This window comes from Shewanella sp. SP1S1-7 (assembly GCF_031932105.1).
Classification (GTDB): Bacteria; Pseudomonadota; Gammaproteobacteria; order Enterobacterales; family Shewanellaceae; genus Shewanella; species Shewanella baltica.
Genome location: NZ_JAUOEU010000002.1, coordinates 291,484 through 313,187 on the forward strand (window position 1 = coordinate 291,484; position 21,704 = coordinate 313,187).

Below are 21,704 nucleotides of genomic sequence, written 5' to 3' on the forward strand. Positions count from 1 at the left end.
TCTTTCACAAACAACATCATCAATATGTAACAAAATATAAAACTGGTTTCATTTTAAAACAATGGGTTAGAATAAACTCGCAGACAAGAACAACATGATATTGCAACAATAAAGTAACTTACCGTTGACTCTGCTGATAATTTAAACTAGCTTTATGTAAGCGCTTACATAAACCTAACTCGAACAAGAATATGAGCAAGCTGTACATAATTTGTTCTACCCAAAAACAAAATCAGAGAGTTGTAGCCTGAATATCTACTCAACGGGGAGATGTAGATGGAACTTAGAACATTTAAAAAAACCAGATTGGCCACTAGCCTTTCGCTAGTCTTAGGCGTGGGCGCTATCATGCCCGCCTATGCCGCCGATACTGACAAAAAAGAAGAAAATATTGAAGTTATTCAAGTAACAGGGATCCGCGGTAGTTTAGTCCGTTCGATGGACGTAAAACGCGGCTCAGAAGGCATTGTTGATGCCATTAACGCCGAAGATATCGGTAAATTCCCCGACAGTAACTTAGCTGAATCGCTACAACGTATTTCTGGCGTATCTATCGACCGTCAAAACGGTGAAGGTAGCCGAGTGTCGGTCCGTGGTTTTGGTGCCGATCAAAACTTAGTACTGTTAAACGGACGTCAAATGCCAGTCACCACTGGCTCTCGTTCATTCGACTTTGCCAACATAGCGTCAGAAGCCATTAGTGCGGTTGAAGTGGAGAAAACCGCTAAGGCGGAAAATCCAACGGGCGGTATTGGCGCAACGATCAATGTGCTCACCCATAGACCGCTAAGCTCACCAGGCATGAAGGCGACTTTCGGTGCAAAGGCCGTTGATGACTCATCCACGGATAAAGGCTCTACCACACCAGAGCTTTCTGGCTTGTACTCAAACACCTTTGCCGATGATAAATTTGGGATTTCTATTTCAGGTAGCTATCAAGAAAGGGAAAGTGGTAATCAACAAGCCCAAGTCGGTACCGGTTGGCGCAGCTTCCCAGGTATCGTTGACCAAGATTACAGCGGGCCCAACGCAGAATGGGGCGGCGTTCCTAAAAACGACAATCAAGTCAATCGCCCTGGCGATGATGACGTGTATAGCGTGCCACAAACCACGATTTACCGTTTTGAAGAACAACAACGCAAACGCACCAACGGTCAATTAGTGCTGCAATACGAGCCAATTGATTCGCTGCGCGCAACGCTTGATTACACTTACATGCGTAACGACATCGATACTCAAACGCACGACGTCTCGGCATGGTTTAACTTTGTGCCGTCCCAAGAAAATATTTGGAGTGATGGCCCAGTTTCATCACCACTCGTTTATTCCGAAACCTACGATGCACCCGCCGACCTTTCAATGGCTGCTGGCGATTTCGGTACCCGCGACCAAAGTGGTTCACTGGGTTTTAACTTAGCTTGGGAAGCCAGTGATAATCTGACCTTAAACTTGGATTACCATAACTCCTACGCCGAACGTACGCCTAACAATGTCAATGGCAGTACGAGCAACCTCAGTACCGCCGCCTTTATTCGTACCAGTGCAGCGACCGATTTTAGCGGTGATGTCCCAGTACTCGCCGTTGGTGGTGGAAATGCGGTTCGCCCAGAAGATATGCGCGTGACTGGTTCAACCTTTACCAATGCCGTCAATCGTTCCGAAATCGAACAGCTGCAAATGTCGGGTAAATATGATTTAGCCGAAGCAGGCAGTATCGATTTTGGTATTGCGATGTCAGACGTGAATAACCACTCCCAACAGGTTGATATTCAACGTAACGACTGGGGTGGCGTTGGTGCAGCGGGTGATTTAGATACTGCTTGGTTCCCGACCAGTTCAGTTATCGATAAATTTGATGGTTCAAAAGGTAATTTCGCAGGTTATAACGGTAATGCTTCGACAGATCCACTAAACACTATGTTTCTGTGGGACTTTGAAGCGGTTCGTGCCCGTGCTGCAGAACTCTATGCAACCAACATAGTGGGTGATTGTGGTAATGGCTTCTGCCCTTCTACCGATTACTCCAAAGGCACAGACCGTTTCACTGAAGAAAAATCTCAATCTGCCTATATCCAATACAACTTCGCCAGCGAAATTGCCAACATGCCCTATGACGTGCATTTCGGCTTACGCTACGAAAAAACAGATGTTGAATCGACTTCTGTTGTTTCCTCCTATGATACAGCTACTTGGATTGCAGAATCTGAAATCGCGCTAACGAGTTCTGTGGATAATAATCGCGTTTATCAAACTCAAAAGGGTGATTACGATTACCTACTACCTAGCTTCAATTTTAATATTGAAATGCTGGAAGATGTGTTCATCCGCGCCGCCTTTAGCCAAACGATTGGTCGTCCTGATTACACCTCGATTCAAGGTGGCACCACAGTAGGAACGCTTGCCTATCGCAACGGTGGTAGCGGCTCGGCGGGTAATCCAAGTCTGTTACCACTCGAGTCAACGAACTATGACTTGTCGACAGAATGGTATTACAACGATGCCAGTTACGTCTCAATCGGTTATTTCCGTAAAGATGTGACTAACTTTATCAGCAGTAACCCTGAAAACTCAGACATCTACAACATTCCGGATCCAGCACACGGTAAATATGTTGATGAAGCCATTGCGGCAGGTGCCACCACTGCGATTCAACAACGCCAATGGATTTATGACAAATACGGTGCAACCGATCCAAATGTGAAGATCAATCCTGATAACGGCAATATCGAGATTACCGGTAACCCAGGTGATCCTTCGTTAAACTTCCTCATTACTAACCCCACTAACAGTGATTTGAGTAATGTGATTGATGGTTGGGAGTTTTCTATCCAGCACTTCTTTGGTGAGTCAGGATTTGGTATCCAAGCCAACTACACTATGGTGGATGCGGGGGACAGCTATGATAACACTAACTTAGGTCGCCCTGGTGATGCGACCCAGAACGTGATTTTAGGGATCAGCGATACCGCAAACTTGGTCGGTATCTATGAAAACTATGGTTTCTCGGCCCGTATCGCCTATAACTGGCGTGATGAGTTCTTAAACTCAACAGGTCAGGATACTGGCTCTAACCCTAAATACACCGAAGCTTATTCGCAGGTGGACTTTAACATAGGCTACGACGTTGAAGCAGTTGAAGGTTTGACCATCTTCATCGAAGGCTTAAACATCACCAATGAAGCCACCCGTGTACACGGCCGTGCGACGGAACAAGTCCTTAACTACACCCAGACGGGTGCGCGTTACAGTATAGGTGCACGTTACACTTTCTAGTCGTACCGATTTAAGAGCAACAGATCTTTACCCTAAGGTCGTATGAGGTATGCCATAGATACCTCATTTTTATCAGGATGACAGCAGGCTACACGGACGTAGCCGCTCTTTTTAGTCAATATGAGTAAAATAAATACTGGAAATCGCAATAAAACTATTCAATGCTAGCGCAATAGTTAACCGCGTTAGTGGTAACAAAAAAATAAAAGCCTTTTATAAACAACAATAAAAGATTAGGCACTCGATATGCAGCAAGCAACTCACACAGCCATTAATAACATTGTCATTGTCGGTGGCGGCACAGCCGGTTGGCTAACCGCTGCCCTTTTGGCCGCCGAGCATAATGTCGATAAAGGCCAGCTTGCGCACTCGCCTAAACTCAATATCACATTAATAGAATCCCCCGATGTGGCCACTATCGGCGTCGGCGAAGGTACTTGGCCTTCGATGCGTAACACCTTAGATAAAATCGGCATCAGCGAAACCGAATTTATCCGCCAATGCGACGCGAGTTTCAAGCAAGGCTCACGCTTTATTCACTGGCAGCACGATGATACTGAACATACTAACCCATTAGGTTCAAACCAATATATACATCCCTTTAGCCTGCCCCATGGCCATCAAGAGTTAGACTTGTGTCCCTTTTGGTTGCCTCACAGTGACAAGGTCAGTTTTGCTCAGGCGGTATCCAACCAAGATGCGCTGACTCAGTTAGGGCTAGCGCCTAAAACCATTGCGACGCCGGAATATCATTTTCAAAACAATTACGGCTATCACTTAGATGCGGGTAAATTTAGCCAGCTGTTAATGCAGCATTGCACCGAAAAACTGGGGATCAAGTACATTCGTGATCATGTCACTCAGGTTCACAGTCATGCCAATGGCGATATTGAAAGCCTTGCGACCAAAGAACATGGCGTGATTTTAGGTGATATGTTTGTCGATTGTTCCGGGACGAAATCATTGCTGCTGGGCGAGCATTTTAACGTGCCCTTCCTCTGCCAAAAAGCTGTGCTGTTTAACGACAGCGCCTTAGCGATTCAAGTCCCCTATGCCGAAGAAAACAGCCCTATCGCCTCATGCACACTCTCAACGGCGCAGCCCAATGGCTGGATCTGGGATATAGGTTTACCGACTCGCAAAGGCGTGGGTTATGTCTATTCATCAGCCCATTGTAGCGATGACGAGGCAGAACAAACCTTAAGAGCCTATTTAGCCATTGACACATCAACTAATCCTCAATCGGCATCCAGCAACGCGCTTGATAGTCGTAAACAAGAATATCGAAAGTTGAATATCAACCCCGGCTACCATGCAAAATGCTGGCAAAATAACTGTATTGCCATCGGCATGGCGGCAGGCTTTATTGAGCCTTTAGAAGCATCGGCATTGGCTTTAGTGGAATGGACGGCGAATACCTTAGCCACGCAACTGCCAACGCATCGCGGCGTAATGGACACGATTGCCCAGCGAGTGAATGAACGCTATGAGCGCCACTGGCAGCAAATCATCGACTTTTTGAAACTGCATTATGTCGTGAGTCGACGCGAAGTGGATGGCTACTGGCGCGATCACAGGGCCGCTACATCCATTCCTGAAAGATTACAGCAGCAACTCGACTTATGGCGTTATCAAGCGCCAAGCAGCCACGATATTAGCTACAAAGAACCCTTATTTCCGGCGGCGAGTTTCCAATATGTGCTTTATGGTATGGGCTTTAATACTGCCCTGCCCACCCATATCAAGCCGTCGCAACAACAAGTTGCCCAAAGACTTTTTAGCGAGAATCAGCAAAAGGTCCATGCATTGAGCCAAAGCCTTCCGAGCAATCGCGACCTATTAAACAAGGTAAGGCAATTTGGTTTCCCTAAGATTTAGCAAAAATAACAAGAATAACTCGCGGCAGTGAGAACTAACAAAGGACAAAGGTAACCCTATGAGCCAACACGTATTACTTAACAGCGTAGATCATAAAGATATCAAAATTATCACTGAGCGTAGTGCTAAGTACGGCGATAATGTCTGGTTCAGTGTCACTTTTCCGGCGGAGTTTCGCAGCATACAGGCGCATTATCCGATTTTTTTCCAAAAGGATCAGTCCACAGGCCAGTTCTTTGCGGTGGCGCTTTATGGTTTTCAAAATAATGAGAATCTGTTTTTAAATAATGGCACTTGGCAGGCTTCTTATATCCCTCTCACCCTACGTCGTCAGCCGTTTCTTATTGGTCAGCAAAGCGTGCGCGAAGACGGTATCGAGCGCAAACAAAGGGTCATACATATCGATATGGCGAGCCCAAGAGTCAGCACAACCGAAGGCGAAGCCCTGTTCCATCCCTATGGCGGCAATACGCAATATCTGGATGACATTGGGGATATGTTAGAAGGTATCCACCACGGGCTTATCGACAGTAAGCACTTTATCGATTTGCTTATCGAACATAAGTTGCTGGAATCCTTTACCTTAGATATCAAGCTCGACAATGGCCACCAACATCAAATGATGGGTTTCTATACTATTAATGAAGAAACACTAGCGGCCCTCTCGGCAGAAGTGCTCGCTCAATTACATGCTAAAAGTTATCTAGAGGCGATTTACATGACCTTGGCCTCACAGGCAAGAGTACGTGACTTGCTTAACCTTAAAAATGCGCAAGGTTAACTAGGTCGCAGCCATGAGTCTTGATGTGATTAAACCTAAAACTAATGTCGTCAAACACCTTGAAAACGGCTCAACCGAGCAGATGCTCGCGCTGATTAAAGATGCTGAGCAGCCTTTGGTATTTAAAGGACTTTGCGTAAACTGGCCTTTAGTGAAAGCAGGGCTTGAGTCCAGCGATAGCGCGATGAAGTATCTGGCCCAGTTTTACCAAGGCATGCCCGTCACCGCCTATTATCTAGCGCCTGAACATCAAGGCCGCGTATTTTATAACGACACTTTAGATGGGTTTAATTATCAGGCGGGTAAGTTAGATTTGCGGCAAATCTTCACGCAGCTCACTGCGCCGCAAGCCGCCAGTATTTATATGGGCTCAACCAATATTAATCAGTGCTTACCTGGACTTGGCGCCGATAATAGTTTTAATCTTGCGCCTTTGTCACCGCTCACCAATATCTGGCTTGGCAATCAAACTCGTATCGCTGCGCATTTCGACTTTCCCCACAACTTAGCCTGCAATGTCGTCGGTAGACGCACTTTTACCCTGTTTCCGCCGGAGCAAATCAGCAATCTGTATATTGGCCCAATGGAGTTTGCCCCGGGCGGCCAAGACATTAGCTTAGTCGATATGGATAATCCCGATTTTGACCGCTTTCCTAAATTTGCCAAGGCGATGGAAGCCGCGCAGGTCGCCGCACTGGAACCCGGTGATGTGTTATTCATCCCCAGTATGTGGTGGCACCATGTGCGCGGAATGGATGACTTTAATGTTCTCATTACCCATTGGTGGCGAGATACGCCCAGTTATCTTGGTCGCCCCAATAATGCGTTACTGCATGCGATGTTAAGTTTACGCTCCTTACCCAAGGCGCAGCGTCAGGCGTGGAAAGCCCTGTTCGATCACTATATTTTTGACCATGAAGATGGCGATCTAGAGCATATTCCTAGTGCAGCCCAAGGCATGCTGACCACCCCACTCGATGAAATCAACGCCCGAAAATTGCGGGCAGATTTAACCAATAAGCTCAAACGTTAGCCCAGTTAAGGATATAAACGATGACAACAGCCATAAAAAGAGTCGTGATTGCGGGTGGCGGAACAGCCGGATGGATGGCTGCTGCGGCGCTCACTAAGTTGATGGGCAAACACTTAGAAATTGTGCTGGTCGAATCCGATGAAATTGGTACGGTCGGCGTGGGCGAAGCGACGATCCCCACATTACACATTTTCCATCGATTACTCGGCCTCAAAGAACAAGAGGTCATGGCTGCGACAAATGCGACTTTTAAACTCGGGATCTCCTTTGAAAATTGGCAGAATATCAATAAAAACTACCTGCATTCCTTTGGTTTTTTAGGTAAAGATTGCTGGGCCTGTGGTTTTCAACACTTTTGGTTGAAAGGTAAGCTGCTTGGCATAGTGAGTGAAATTGGTGACTACTGCGCCGAACATCTCGCCGCCCGCCAAGGACGCTTTGCCGTATTGCCAAACCAAGATTACAACCATGCTTACCACATGGACGCCAGCCTCTATGCCAAGTACCTTCGAAAAATGGCCGAACAACACGGCATTCACCGTATTGAAGGAAAAATAAAACAGGTATTACAGCATCATGATAGCGGCAATATCAAAGCGCTCGTCTTAGAGAATGACGTAACAATCGAAGGGGATTTGTTTATCGATTGCACAGGCTTTCGCGCACTGCTGATTGAGCAAACGCTTAATACTGGCTTTGAAGATTGGAGCCATTATCTCCCCTGCGACAGTGCGATTGCGGTGCAAACGCAGTCAGTGGGTGCCCCTATTCCCTATACTCGCTCGATTGCCCGCGATTCGGGTTGGCAGTGGCGTATTCCACTGCAAAATCGCACGGGCAATGGCCTGGTCTTTTGCAGCAAATTTATCTCCGATGAGGATGCCACTGAATTGCTCCTCGCTAATCTTGAAGGGGAACCGCTGAATAAGCCTAGGGTCATTAAGTTTAAAACCGGCACCCGTCGCCTGCATTGGCATAAAAACTGTGTTGCCGTCGGGCTGTCCGGCGGCTTTTTAGAGCCACTCGAATCCACCAGCATTCATTTAATCCAACGTAGTATTATCAGATTGATGCAACTATTCCCGTCGGCGGGCATAGTGCAATCCGATATTGATGAGTTTAATCAACAAACTAAACTCGAAATGGACAATATACGCGACTTTATTATCTTGCATTACAAGGCCACGGAACGCGAAGACAGCCGTTTCTGGCGTTATTGCAAAAATATGGAGATTCCAGCGTCGCTCAAACATCGAATCGAAATGTTTGCCGACAGCGGCAAAGTCTATAAATACGGTAGTGAACTCTTTGGCGAAAGCTCATGGATCCAAGTGATGATGGGCCAAGGCATAATGCCAAAACACTATCACCCGATAGTCGATGTGATGGAAGAGCCTGAACTCGAAGCCTTCTTAAACAACATTAAATCGACCGTTAAGCGTAAGGTAGAGAGCCTACCTGCCCACATCGATTTTATTCAGCACTATTGCCCAGCTGAGGTTCTAGCCAACACTAAACCTATGGCAATGTGAGGTACAGGGATGCAAACCTTAGATCGCAACACGAATACGGCTAAGCTACAGGCAACTAAGCAGCAGGCAACTATGCAACAGCCAGTCAAGCTCACGCCTCAGCTAGTCTATCTTGGCAATGAAAAGACGCCCTTGATTATTATCGATGATGTTGCGGCGGTTCTGCTCCCAATACGCCAGTGTGCCTACAACCAAGCGCACTTTTCTGCCGATAACGGGTCTTTTTACCCCGGCGTGCGTGCTCCCTTGCCACAGGCCTATGTCACCGATGTACTCAATCTTGTGTACCAACTGATTTATGATGTGTACCAACTCCCTTCGAGTTTAAGCATCAAATTACAGGCATTGTATTTCTCGCTGATCAGCACCCCCGCGAGTGAGCTTAAACCGCTGCAATGCCTGCCGCATTTTGATACTCCCTCACCGCACTATTTCGCGCTGTTGCACTATTTAAACGACGGTCCCCATGGCAATACGGCGTTTTTCCGCCATATTCCGACGGGCTTTGAGCGGATAAATGAAGAGCGTATGCCAGACTACTTTAAGTCGGCTCAGCCTCTGGTCGATGAGATTACTCGCCATCCGTCGGGCTATTGTGTTGAAAGCGACAGTCATTATGAGATTTATCATCAAGTCGAGTATCGCCCGAATCGTTTAGTGATTTATCCCGGTAATTTGCTGCATTCCACCTTAGTGAACCCACAAACCGATATTGATGCCAACCCAAGAACAGGCCGGCTAACGAGCAATATTTTTATCGAGTTTAAACCCTCAGTCCGCTAACTCAGCGATACATAAAGTGTTATCTCACTGTTACTGATGCTGACGACTTTAGGTTTAGCTGGGTTTATTGACGTCCCAAAAATCGTTGTTAACACCGCCCGACGCCTTAAACATACATTAAAATTCATCAATTCATTTGTAACAAAGTCTGTTTTGCCAGTCTCTGCCATTGGTTTGCTTGGGTTATCGCCTTATACTTTTGAGCTCAAATATTAAAACAACAATGTTGGAAGCAAGCGATATGACTATTGGGACTGCTCCGGTAAGTAAAACACATTCATTTATGACTGTGTCTCTTATCGAATTATGGGAACGCTTTGGTTATTACGGTATGCAAGCGCTGATTGTGTACTTTATGGTGCAGCGCCTTGGCTTTGATGACTCACGTGCAAACTTAGTATGGAGTGCCTGTGCGGCGCTCATTTATGTATCACCAGCGATTGGTGGTTGGGTTGGGGATAAGATCCTCGGCACTAAACGCACTATGCTGCTCGGCGCGGGGATTTTGTCTCTGGGTTATGCGCTGATGGCCGTACCCACTGAAAATACGTGGTTTATGTTTTCAGCGCTCGGCGTGATTGTGGTCGGTAACGGCCTGTTCAAACCCAATGCGGGTAACTTAGTTCGTAAAATTTACGAAGGTGACGATTCTAAAATCGACAGTGCGTTTACCATCTATTATATGGCGGTCAACGTTGGCTCGACCTTCTCTATGTTGCTGACGCCTTGGATTAAAGATTATGTCAACGCCCAGTATGGCAACGAGTTTGGCTGGCATGCCGCCTTTGCCGTGTGTTGTGTCGGCATATTGGTGGGGTTAGGCAACTATGCACTTATGCGCAAGAGTTTAGTCCATTACGGTTCTGAGCCAGATACTCGCCCAGTGAACAAGAAAAGCCTCGCAATTGTGTTAGCTCTATCCGCATTGTCGGTTGTCGCTTCGGCCATTATTTTGGAATATGAAGCGGTTGCCCGTGTCTTTGTTTACGCCGCTGGCGTAGCCGTATTGGCCATTTTCTTCCACTTGATCCGCACCAGCGAAACCAGTGAACGAGCGGGACTGATTGCGGCGCTGATCCTCACAGTTCAAACCGTGTTCTTCTTTATCTTCTATCAGCAAATGTCGACTTCATTGGCGCTGTTTGCCCTGCGTAACGTGGACTGGGATTTCCAAATTTTTGGTACCCATTTGTGGACTTGGTCACCGGCCCAGTTCCAAGCATTGAATCCATTATGGATTATGGTGTTAAGTCCAATCTTGGCGTGGAGTTATTCGTGGGCGGGTCGTAATGATAAAGACTTCTCTATCGCGGCGAAATTTGCCCTCGGTTTTGCCGTCGTCGCTATCGGCTTCTTTATCTATGGCTTTGCCGGACAATTCGCCGTCAACGGTAAAACTTCTTCATGGATCATGATCTGGGGCTATGCCTCTTACTCTTTAGGCGAATTGCTGGTGAGTGGTCTTGGTCTTGCTATGATTGCCCGCTACGTACCTGCGCGTATGGGCGGCTTTATGATGGGCGCCTATTTCGTCGCCTCTGGTATTTCACAGTATCTGGGCGGTGTGGTCGCTAACTTCGCCAGTGTGCCAAAAGATTTAGTCGATCCACTGCAAACCTTACCCGTATACACCAGTCTATTTAATAAGTTGGGTATCGCGGCTGTGGTCTGTACCTTTATCGCCCTTGCGGTATTACCGCTAATGCGTCGCCTAACTGAGACTCACCATTCACATAATAATACTGAGAATGAAAGTGCTGCGGCATCGCTACGTGATGTAAAAGCCGAGCAATAATGCTCGACTGACAATAGCGATTTATCTATTGCATAACATCAACTGCCGATAGCCCTGCTATCGGCAGTTTTTTATCACTTCACTTAGTTATACCCTTGTGTTGCAACTCATAACCAAATGAGCTGTAGCAAACGTCACCCAATCCCGCAGTGACAGGCCTAGCGCTGAGTTGCTGAGAATAAGATCTTCAGTTCCACATTATCGGCCCTCACACTGGGATGACTTCACCGCCTCGATTTGTTACAAAGCAAGTATGAGCCCGGACGCACCCAGTTTAAACGCGCAGCTCAAGTGCACACTCAAATTGAAATAACCAACGAAAAACGAAGGGGAAAAGAGTCAGTCGTTCAAGCTTGAGAAGCGCGGCACTCAGCCCCATATCAATATCACTGAATACCTTTTATTCATCAAGACTGAGCCGTTAACGCTTGTTCTTCGCTATGCGCCTAACAATGCCACTAGCAATGCGACTAACACTGTTAGCGCCGAATGTTTTCGCTAGCAAAAGACGGCAGTCACTTGGAGACACTATGTCACAACCGACATCAATATTGGCCGATATTCCCTTCTCGCTATTGGAACTCGCGCCCATGCGCCAAGGTTCGACTGTGGGTGAAACGCTGCACAACAGTTTGCAGTATGCCAAGGAAGCCGATCGCCTCGGCTTTAATCGTTTTTGGTTTGCCGAACACCACAATATGCCCGGTATCGCCAGCGCGGCGACTTCAGTATTAATTGGTTATATTGCTGGCAATACGCAGCTTATTCGCGTCGGCGCGGGTGGCATTATGCTGCCAAACCATGCGCCGTTAGTGGTTGCCGAACAGTTCGGTACCCTTGAAAGTCTCTATCCTGGTCGCATCGATTTAGGACTGGGACGCGCACCGGGCAGCGATCAAGTTACCAGCCGAGCACTGAACCGCGATACCAGTCGCGCCGAACAATTCCCTGAAGAAGTCAGTGAATTACAAATCTTACTCGGCCCTTACAATGGTCGCCATGCGGTGCGAGCGATTCCTGGAGAAGGCACCAATGTGCCGATTTGGTTATTGGGCTCGAGTCTCTTTAGCGCACAGTTAGCGGCGCAGCGCGGTTTGCCCTATGTGTTTGCAGGCCACTTTGCACCACGTTTTCTCTACGATGCGATTGAAATCTATCGCCGCGACTTTAAACCTTCTCAAGTGCTTGATAAGCCGTATGTGATGTTAGGTTTACCGCTCGTTGCCGCCGACACTGATGAAGAGGCGCAATTGCTGGGCACGACCTCGAAACAGCGTGTGCTAGCACTTATCCGTGGTCACGAGTTATGGTTAAAACCTCCGGTTGACACTATGGATGGCTTGTGGAGTGCGCAGGAAGAAACCTATGTCGATAATTTCTTAGGTTTATCTGTCACTGGCGGCCCAGCGACGATTAAGCATCGTTTGGAAATGATCGTCAAAGAACTTGGCGTGAATGAGTTTATCTTCACCAATGACTTGTACGACCTTGATAAACGCAAAAAAGCGCTGCAGATCCTAATGGAGATTAAACAGTAGCGATTCAGTAAACTGACTGGTGCTGAAAGCCATTGGCAGTAAAAATAACTGCCAATAGAACCATCCTCAAAACAATTGCCCCATAAAAAATCCCGCCGAAGCGGGATTTTCATTATGTAAAACTGTCATCTAAAACAGCTTTATATCAAAGCAATATTAGCTTTTCAGAACGGCATCGAAGCTGGCTTTGAGGATACCAAGGCCAGCATCAATTTGTGCATCCGGCGCGGTTAATGGCACCAAAATACGCAGCACATTACCGTAAGTGCCGCAGGATAATAAAATCAATCCACGGTCACGGGCATCTGCTAACACTTGCGCGCAATAGTGCGGTGCAGGTTTGCCATCTTCCATCAATTCAATGGCGATCATCGCGCCTAAACCACGCACATCGGCGATTTGTGCATGTTCAACTTGCATCACATTCAATGCAGACTTAATGCGCTCACCAATGGCATTGGCCCTTTCTAGCAACTTTTCTTCTTCAAACACTTCAATAACAGCAAGTGCTGCGGCGCAGGCTAACGGGCTGCCTCCATAAGTACCGCCAAGACCACCCGGACCAATGGCATCCATCACTTGCGCGCGGCCAGTAATGCCCGAAAGAGGGAAACCACCCGCGATAGATTTAGCAAAAGTGGTGATATCCGCACTCACGCCCATTTGCTCCATGGCAAAGAAAGTACCAGTACGACCAGCGCCCGTTTGCACTTCATCGGCGATCAGCATAATGCCCTCACGATCGCATAATGCGCGCAACCTCTGCATAAAGGCGGGTGATGCGGCGTAGAAACCACCCTCGCCCTGCACTGGCTCTAAAATAATGGCGGCAATATCACTTGGCTCGGCATCATTTTTAAAGATACGTTCAATCGAAGCCATAGCATCATCATCGGACACGCCGTGCATCTCGCACGGGAACTCGGCGCGGAACACATTTGCCGACATCAGCCCCATACCTTTACTGTAAGGCGCGACTTTACCGGTCAGTGCTAAGGCTGCGATAGTGCGACCATGGTAGCCAGACGTAAACGCAATCACGCCAGCACGTTTGGTATAGGCACGCGCCACTTTAACTGCGTTTTCAACCGCTTCTGAACCACTAGTGAATAATGCCGTCTTCTTGGCAAAATCCCCTGGCACCAGTTGATTTAACTTTTCACACACTTGGATATAGCTCTCGTAACCAAGCACCATAAAACAAGTGTGGGAGAAATTATCCAGCTGAGCCGCAACCGCCGCCTTCACTTTAGGGTGAAGATGACCGGTATTAAGCACAGCAATGCCGCCCGCAAAATCGATAAATTCGCGCCCTTCAACATCCCACACGGTCGCGTTTTCGGCGCGCGCGGTAAAGATTGGGTGAATTTGCCCGACACCACCCGCAACTGCGGCTTGGCGACGTGCCATCAATGAATCATTGGTTGTTGTCATTTAGTGTTCCTCACACGCCAAATCGGACCGTATTAAACGGACATGCAGATGTACTTCATTTCTAAATATTCTTCGATGCCGAACTTAGAACCTTCGCGGCCAAGCCCTGAAGATTTCATCCCACCAAAGGGAGCCACTTCAGTCGAAATCAAGCCAGTGTTGACCCCAACCATGCCGTATTCCAAGGCTTCGGCGACTTTCCACACCAGTGAAATATCGCGACCATAGAAATAGGCGGCGAGGCCAAATTCCGTATCGTTAGCCTGTTTAATCACATCGTCGACATCACTGAATTTAAACAGCGGCGCAAGTGGACCAAAGGTCTCTTCACGGGCGACACGCATGCTTTTATCGACATTAGTGAGCACGGTTGGCTCGAAGAAATTACCGCCAAGGTCATGGACTTTGCCGCCAGCGACCACTGATGCGCCTTTGGCAATGGCATCGACAAGGTGACTTTGCACTTTTTCGACCGCGGCAGCATTGATCAGCGGGCCCGTTGTGACGCCCTCCTTGATGCCCTCTCCGACTTTGAGCTTGCCCACAGCAGTGCTGAGTTTTAAGGCGAATTCATCGTATACGCCATCTTGCACATATATACGGTTAGCGCAGACGCAGGTTTGGCCGGCATTACGGTACTTAGCGATCATGGCGCCTTCGACAGCGGCATCGATATTGGCATCGTTAAACACGATAAATGGCGCATTACCGCCTAATTCTAAAGATAATTTTTTAAGAGTTGGCGCACATTGCTCCATCAGCTTAATGCCGACATTGGTCGAGCCAGTGAACGACAACTTACGCACTATCGGGTTGCTGCACATTTCATTACCAATCGCGACGGCATCGCCCGTCACTACGCTAAACACCCCTGCCGGAATGCCCGCACGCTCGGCAAGTTCGGCCAAGGCTAATGCGGTAAACGGCGTTTGCGGCGCAGGCTTAACCACCATAGTACAACCCGCAGCGAGAGCCGGAGCCGCTTTGCGAGTGATCATCGCCGCAGGGAAGTTCCACGGCGTAATCGCCGCCGTTACGCCAACGGGCTGCTTAATCACCATCAAGCGTTTATCCCCTTGATGCCCGGGAATGGTATCGCCATAGATACGTTTCGCTTCTTCGGCAAACCACTCGATAAAGGACGCCGCATAGGTCACTTCACCCTTGGCTTCCGCCAGCGGTTTGCCCTGTTCTGTGGTCATCAATAACGCGAGGTCATCACTGTTTTCATTGAGTAATTCAAACCAGCGTCTTAATTTAGCGCCGCGCTCTTTGGCTGTGAGCGCTCGCCAAGCTGGCAGCGCCGCTTCCGCCGCTTTAATCGCAGCTTGGGTTTCGACTTGCCCCATTACAGGGACGCTTGCAATCACAGCGCCCGTAGCAGGATTGGCGATGGCGACAGTCTCTTTCGACTCGGCATCACACCACTGGCCGTTGATATAACATTGTTGACGTAGCAAACTCGGATCTTTTAGCAACACAAGGACGTCCTCGCATTAGTGAGGCAATCACTTGCCTCGAATGAAAATAAATGAAACAGACTAGATACCTAATTTGTCTCTCAAAGTGTAATACCAAGCTCCGATAGCACTAAAAGGGACGCGAAGTGCGTGACCACCGGGGAAGGGATAATGTGGCAATGCGGCAAAGGCGTCGAAGCGCGTGGCTTGGCCGTTGAGCATTTCGGCAAGTAACTTGCCCGCCAGATGGGTATAAGTGACACCGTGGCCACTGCAACCCTGTGAATAATAGATGTTCTTACCGATACGACCGACCTGTGGCAGGCGCGACAGCGTCAGCAGAAAGTTACCTGTCCAGGCATAATCGATCTTCACATCTTTTAATTGCGGAAAGGTTTTGAGCATGTTCGGAATAATGATCGACTTGATATCCGCCGGATCACGGGCACCATACACTACGCCGCCGCCGTAAATCATCCGCTTGTCGCCAGACAGGCGGAAATAATCGAGCAGATAGTTACAGTCTTCGACGCAGTAATCCTGCGGTAATAAGCTCGCCGCTAGATCGTCACTCAAGGGCTCAGTGGTTATCACTTGCGTGCCGCAGGGCATAGATTTCGCCTGCAGTTCTGGTAATAACTTGCCTAAATAAGCATTACCCGCCACGACCACAAACTTGGCTTTAACACTGCCCTGCGCCGTATGCACAACTGGGCTATCGCCTTCATCGACACTCAGCACTGCTGAGTCTTCATAAATCTTGCCGCCGAGGGATTCGACCGCGCGCGCTTCGCCAAGAGCTAAGTTAAGCGGGTGAATATGGCCGCCGCTTTTATCGAGCAGACCACCAACATAGCGCTCAGTATTTACTACACCGCGAATACCTTTGGCATCGAGGAGTTCGAGCTGATTAACATGACCGTGGCTTTCCCACAGTTGCTTTTGATGGCGCAGATGACCCATTTGCTTTTCGTTCATCGCAGCAAACACGCCGCCATCTTTGAGATCGCATTGAATGTTGTACTTAGCAATCCGATCGCGGATGATTTTTCCGCCCTCAAAAGCCATTTGGCCAAAGAGTTTACCTTGTTCTTTGCCGACTGTTTTTTCAATAGTATCAATGTCACGGCTAAAACTATTGACGATTTGTCCGCCATTACGGCCTGAGGCGCCCCAGCCAATGCGAGCGGCTTCTAACACCACCACACTAAAGCCAGATTCTAATAAATGCAGCGCAGCAGAAAGGCCCGTATAACCCGCGCCAATCACACAAACATCGGCTTCAATCGATTCCTCTAGGCGCGGACGTTCAACCTTATCGTTGGCCGATGCCGCATAATATGATCCAGCGTGAGCTATGGCAGACATGTTGTTCCCTTGAATTCTAATGTTCATTATTTTAAACAGCCATCACATCCTACACCTTCAGAAAACGAAACACTAGCCAAAAAAGTGCAATAATTTACATTTTGTTTGATATTTCAAACACGCGATAATCTTAAGCTCAATGATGTCATGCTACTTAAGCTAAGCGATGTCATATTAATGGTGTCGAGTCGCAGAACTGGCCTGCAAAGCAAAGCGGATGATGGAAGCGGTGACAATTAACAAGGGTGGCTTTGGCGATACCAAAGCCACCTTATATTAAGCTAACTAGTTCATCGGTGTGCGGTCGCGTTTCTCTGCCCGCCTTGCCATATACCAAGACAAGAAGGCGATTAACGAAACACACAGAATGATCAGCGTCGCTAAGGCGTTGATCTTAGGCGAAACCCCTAAACGTACCGAGGAGAACACCACCATAGGTAACGTCGTCGCACCTGGGCCAGAGGCAAAGCTTGCGATCACTAAATCGTCTAATGACAAGCTGAATGACAACAACCAACCCGCCACCAGCGCCGGCGAAATCATAGGCACTGTGATGAGGAAGAAAGTCTTCAGCGGTGTAGCCCCTAAGTCCATTGCCGCTTCTTCGATAGACATGTCCAGCTCGCGCAATCTTGACGACACAACCACAGCCACATAGGCGGCGCAGAAGGTCGAATGCGCAATCCACACGGTCAACATGCCGCGCTCTTTAGGCCAACCAAACAAGTCGGCCATGTGCACAAACAGCAGTAGCAAAGACAGACCTGTGATCACCTCAGGCATAACCAGTGGTGCAGTGATCATGTTCGATAATGTCAGCTTCGCCCATGAACGCTTAAAACGTGTCATCACAAAGGCTGCCATAGTGCCAATAATGACCGCCATGGTTGAGCTATAAAACGCAATCCGTAGACTGGTCCATACCGCATCTAAAATCTGTTGATCGGCAAATAACTCACCGTACCATTTAGGTGAAAATCCGCCCCATACCGTCACTAATTTAGAGTCGTTAAAGGAGTAAATCACCAGCACTAACATAGGTGCATACAGGAAGAACAAGCCAAACCACAACATCGCTGAAGAAAAACTTAACTTTTTCATAGGTCTTTCTCCAAACTACGCGCCTGATAGCGATGGAATAAGGTAATAGGAATAATCAATAAGCCCAGCATCACAATCGCCAGTGACGAAGCCACAGGCCAGTCGCGGTTATTGAAGAATTCTTGCCATAAGACTCGACCTATCATTAATGAATCTGGACCACCGAGTAGTTCAGGGATCACAAACTCACCCACTGCAGGAATAAACACCAACATAGAGCCAGCAATCACACCGCTTTTTGACAGCGGGAAAGTGATTTTCCAGAAGGTATTTAAACGGCTTGAACCTAAGTCAGACGCAGCTTCAATCAAACTCATATCAAGTTTCACTAAGGTGGCGTACAAAGGCAAAATCATAAAAGGTAAATACGCATAGATAATGCCGATATACACGGCAATATTGGTATTGAGGATTTGTAACGGCTCAGAGATGATTCCCAACCACATGAGTGAATGGTTGATGATCCCAGTGTTACTTAAAATCCCCATCCACGCATAAACCCGGATTAAAAATGAGGTCCAAGAAGGCAACATGACTAATAGCAGCAATACGGTTTGCAACCGCGCTGGCGCACGGGCAATCGCATAAGCCATTGGATAGCCAATAATCAAACAGCCGATGGTCGAAATTAAGGCCATTTTCAATGAGCTGAGATACGCCGTGTAATACAGCGAATCATCAAGCAACATCAAGTAATTACCCAAATGCAGGAAGATATTTAACACATCGTCGCTATATTGGAACGTAGCCTCATAGGGCGGAATTGCAATCGCCGCCGTCGAAAAACTCAGTTTAAGGACAATCGCAAAGGGCAAGGCGAAGAACAGCAGCAGCCAAGTGTAAGGTATGCCTATGGTCCAAAAACGGCCTTTGAGAAACTTTAATTTAGTCGGTATCTTCATGATCTCAACACCACGCCACTGGTGTCCTCCCAACTGATAAATACTTCGTCATCCCATGTGGCATGATCGGCGCGGCGTTCACGGTTAGTCATACTGCACTGGACGATTTGACCATTCTCTAAACGAATGTAATACACTGAAATACCGCCTAAATACGCGATATCGTGTACGATTCCTTTCGCCCAGTTGTACTGACCTTCAGGCTGTTCACGGCTAATAATGGTCTTTTCGGGACGCACAGCGAGCCACACATTTTTGTCTTCGACGTTGGTCGACACACCGTAACCGACATAGAAAGATTGAGCCAACTCATTAGGCTTAATGATCAAATGGTCGACTTCATCCACTTCAATCGCGCCACCAAACAAGTTAACAGTGCCGATAAACTCGGCAATCATGCGGCTGTTCGGGCTTTCGTAAATATCCATTGGCGAGCCAGTTTGGGCAATCCAACCGTCGCTCATAATGGAAATGCGTCCCGCCATTGTCATGGCTTCTTCTTGATCGTGGGTCACCATCACGCAGGTCACACCAACACGCTCAAGAATTTCAACCACTTCGAGTTGCATCTGAGTACGCAGTTTTTTGTCCAATGCGCCCATAGGCTCATCGAGCAGTAATAATTTCGGCCTTTTTGCCAGTGAACGAGCCAAGGCTACACGCTGACGTTGACCACCGGATAACTGATGCGGCTTACGTTTACCGTATTGCTCCATGTGTACTAGCTTGAGCATATCTTGTACGCGCTGCTCAATTTCGGCCTTAGGTAACTTGTCTTGTTTCAAACCAAAGGCAATGTTTTGCGCCACTGTCATGTGGGGAAACAGAGCGTAGGATTGGAACATCATATTGATCGGACGTTCGTATGGCGGTAAATCGGTAATGTCTTCGCCATCGAGGAAAATACGGCCAGAGGTGGGTTTTTCAAACCCTGCTAACATACGCAATAACGTCGACTTACCCGAGCCAGAGCCGCCTAGTAAAGCAAAGATTTCGCCTTTATTGATGGTTAATGACACGTCGTCGACAGCCCGCACGTCATCGAATAACTTGCTTACCCGCTCAATCTTGAGCAGTACTTTTTCTTGCGTCTTTGTTGTCGGTTTATTGGTGACGCCCGAGGTGATTGCCATAGTACTTCTCCACCCAAAAATGATGCGTCAACACGCTCAAACTCTGGGTTCAACACGATTAATGAATGAAAAGAGGTTAACCAAACTGTGTCAAATCCTATACGTGGATGAACTATGCATAGGATTGGACATAGCAAGTCTGCCAAGCTAGGGGCAAGCTAGGCTTGCCCCTTATCGACTATTGTCCTGACTTCACTTTGGTCCAAACACGGGTTAATACGCGTTGGATTTTCAAAGGTCGGATTTCACCAATATAAAGTTTATCTAACACTTCTTGTGGTGGATAAATCGCGGGATCGGTGCGGATAGCCTCATCAACCAGAGGTTGAGCAGGATCGTTCGGGTTAGCATAGGCCACATAGTTAGAGATAGGCGCTATGACTTCTGGACGGAGGAAATAGTTAATCAGCGTCAGTGCATTATCTGCGTTAGTTGAATCCGCTGGGATAGCTAACATATCAAACCACAGGTTAGCGCCTTCTTTTGGAATCGAGTAACCAATCTTATTGCCATTACCCGCTTCTTCAGCACGTGCTTTAGCTTGGAATACGTCACCAGAGAAACCAAAGGCCACACAAATATCACCGTTTGCTAAGTCAGAAATGTAGCGGGATGAGTGGAAATAGGTCACGTAAGGACGGATTTTTTCCAGTAACTCACCGGCTTTTTCATAATCGCTTGGGTTGGAACTGTTAGGATCTAAACCTAAATAAATCAGTGCTTGAGGCACCATATCGTCGGCAGAGTCCAGCATAGCAAAGCCACACTTAGAGATTTTTTCAGCATATTTAGGATTGAAGATCAGTTCCATTGAGTTAAATGGCGCATCTTCACCCACAGCCGCTTTCACTTTATCTATGTTGTAACCAATACCATTGGTTCCCCATAAATAAGGCACGGCATACTGGTTACCCGGATCGGCTTTCTCAAGTAGCTTCATCAGGGCGGGATTTAAATTTTTGAAGTTAGGTAGCTTAGCGCGGTCTAAAGGTTTGAAAGCACCCGCTTTGATTTGCTTAGCGAGAAAATGGTTAGAAGGGACAACGATATCGTAGCCACTACGACCAGACAGTAATTTAGCCTCAAGCACTTCGTTACTATCGAACACATCGTAAATAACCCGAATGCCCGTTTCTTTCTTGAAGTTTTCTAAGGTATCTTCCGCGATATAATCTGACCAGTTATACACGCGAACCACTTCTTCCGCTTGGGCCGCTGCGCTCGCTAATACGCTCGCAGTGACCAGAGCTAGAGTGGTCATCTTATTAAATAGCTTCATGCTTTCTCCTTTCTCGGGTAGCAGAATTGCTTAAGCAAATTCTGACATTGTGTCACCGGGCTATCCGGATATTGTTGTTATTTTCGACCAATGCTACACCTTACAAACCGCATCGGCAGTCTCTACGGCATGAGTTCCATGCCACCTTTATATCTTGCTGCAATTTGTTAAGTATCAGGTTTCGTGCCAAATTTTCGAGGCATCGGTATTGCATTAACACTCAAAAAAATAGACTAGATATGACACTGCTTGTACATATTGCAACATTAAGGCAAATGCCTCAAGTCCCTAAGCAATCGCAAAAACCACTAAGATAAAACACATTTTAAATATGACTAACAATTAGTTAGCGACTCTATCAAACGAGCGACTTAAAAAAGTTAGGCATATTTCACTTCTCTAGCGGACACGCAT

General features: G+C 47.5%; 15 protein-coding genes. 8 read left to right on the top strand and 7 right to left on the bottom strand.

The annotated features are described in order from the left end of the window. The first annotated feature begins 276 nt into the window (after positions 1–276). The 8 genes from Q4Q49_RS03100 (at position 277) to Q4Q49_RS03135 (ending at position 12,613) form a co-directional block, all read left to right on the top strand. On the top strand, positions 277–3,273 hold the full coding sequence (locus Q4Q49_RS03100) for a TonB-dependent receptor (RefSeq protein ID WP_311998606.1): 2,997 nt from the start codon (positions 277–279) through the stop codon (positions 3,271–3,273). A 246-nt stretch (positions 3,274–3,519) separates the two neighbouring features. After that, the gene (locus tag Q4Q49_RS03105) at positions 3,520–5,151 is read left to right on the top strand and encodes a tryptophan halogenase family protein (protein WP_311998607.1); all 1,632 of its coding nucleotides are present in this window, start codon (positions 3,520–3,522) and stop codon (positions 5,149–5,151) included. A 58-nt stretch (positions 5,152–5,209) separates the two neighbouring features. After that, positions 5,210–5,932 carry a SapC family protein gene (locus tag Q4Q49_RS03110; RefSeq protein ID WP_107946787.1) on the top strand — a complete coding sequence of 241 codons (723 nt, stop codon included), beginning with the start codon at positions 5,210–5,212 and terminating at the stop codon, positions 5,930–5,932. Positions 5,933–5,945: 13 nt separating this feature from the next. Then, a complete protein-coding gene (locus Q4Q49_RS03115; RefSeq protein WP_107946786.1) occupies positions 5,946–6,965 on the top strand; it encodes a cupin-like domain-containing protein in 1,020 nt (339 codons plus the stop codon). Positions 6,966–6,985: 20 nt separating this feature from the next. Beyond that, on the top strand, positions 6,986–8,497 hold the full coding sequence (locus Q4Q49_RS03120) for a tryptophan halogenase family protein (protein ID WP_311998608.1): 1,512 nt from the start codon (positions 6,986–6,988) through the stop codon (positions 8,495–8,497). Positions 8,498–8,506: 9 nt separating this feature from the next. Continuing rightward, on the top strand, positions 8,507–9,280 hold the full coding sequence (locus Q4Q49_RS03125) for a DUF6445 family protein (RefSeq protein ID WP_311998609.1): 774 nt from the start codon (positions 8,507–8,509) through the stop codon (positions 9,278–9,280). A gap of 241 nt (positions 9,281–9,521) precedes the next feature. Further along, positions 9,522–11,075, top strand: coding sequence for a peptide MFS transporter (locus Q4Q49_RS03130; RefSeq protein WP_014620635.1), 1,554 nt, complete (start codon positions 9,522–9,524; stop codon positions 11,073–11,075). 530 nt (positions 11,076–11,605) lie between these two features. Then, on the top strand, positions 11,606–12,613 hold the full coding sequence (locus Q4Q49_RS03135) for an LLM class flavin-dependent oxidoreductase (RefSeq protein ID WP_311998610.1): 1,008 nt from the start codon (positions 11,606–11,608) through the stop codon (positions 12,611–12,613). 156 nt (positions 12,614–12,769) lie between these two features. Here the strand turns inward: Q4Q49_RS03135 and gabT are convergent, their stop codons facing one another. The 7 genes from gabT to Q4Q49_RS03170 all read right to left on the bottom strand — a co-directional run bounded on the left by gabT (position 12,770) and on the right by Q4Q49_RS03170 (position 21,290). Further along, positions 12,770–14,047, bottom strand: a complete 1,278-nt coding sequence (gabT, locus tag Q4Q49_RS03140; RefSeq protein WP_311998611.1) for a 4-aminobutyrate--2-oxoglutarate transaminase — start codon at positions 14,045–14,047, stop codon at positions 12,770–12,772. A 32-nt stretch (positions 14,048–14,079) separates the two neighbouring features. Next, positions 14,080–15,528, bottom strand: coding sequence for an NADP-dependent succinate-semialdehyde dehydrogenase (gene gabD, locus Q4Q49_RS03145; protein WP_106649773.1), 1,449 nt, complete (start codon positions 15,526–15,528; stop codon positions 14,080–14,082). Between the two features lie 60 nt (positions 15,529–15,588). Next, complete coding sequence (locus tag Q4Q49_RS03150) at positions 15,589–16,875, bottom strand: FAD-binding oxidoreductase (RefSeq protein ID WP_261273644.1); 1,287 nt, start codon at positions 16,873–16,875, stop codon at positions 15,589–15,591. 285 nt (positions 16,876–17,160) lie between these two features. After that, on the bottom strand, positions 17,161–17,976 hold the full coding sequence (locus Q4Q49_RS03155) for an ABC transporter permease subunit (RefSeq protein WP_107404033.1): 816 nt from the start codon (positions 17,974–17,976) through the stop codon (positions 17,161–17,163). Further along, a complete protein-coding gene (locus Q4Q49_RS03160; RefSeq protein ID WP_106649771.1) occupies positions 17,973–18,878 on the bottom strand; it encodes an ABC transporter permease subunit in 906 nt (301 codons plus the stop codon). Before Q4Q49_RS03160 ends, Q4Q49_RS03155 begins: the two co-directional genes overlap by 4 nt. Then, positions 18,875–20,011, bottom strand: coding sequence for a polyamine ABC transporter ATP-binding protein (gene potA, locus Q4Q49_RS03165; protein WP_063884502.1), 1,137 nt, complete (start codon positions 20,009–20,011; stop codon positions 18,875–18,877). Before potA ends, Q4Q49_RS03160 begins: the two co-directional genes overlap by 4 nt. A 178-nt stretch (positions 20,012–20,189) precedes the next feature. Continuing rightward, on the bottom strand, positions 20,190–21,290 hold the full coding sequence (locus Q4Q49_RS03170; RefSeq protein WP_006085019.1) for a polyamine ABC transporter substrate-binding protein: 1,101 nt from the start codon (positions 21,288–21,290) through the stop codon (positions 20,190–20,192). Positions 21,291–21,704: the final 414 nt, after the last annotated feature.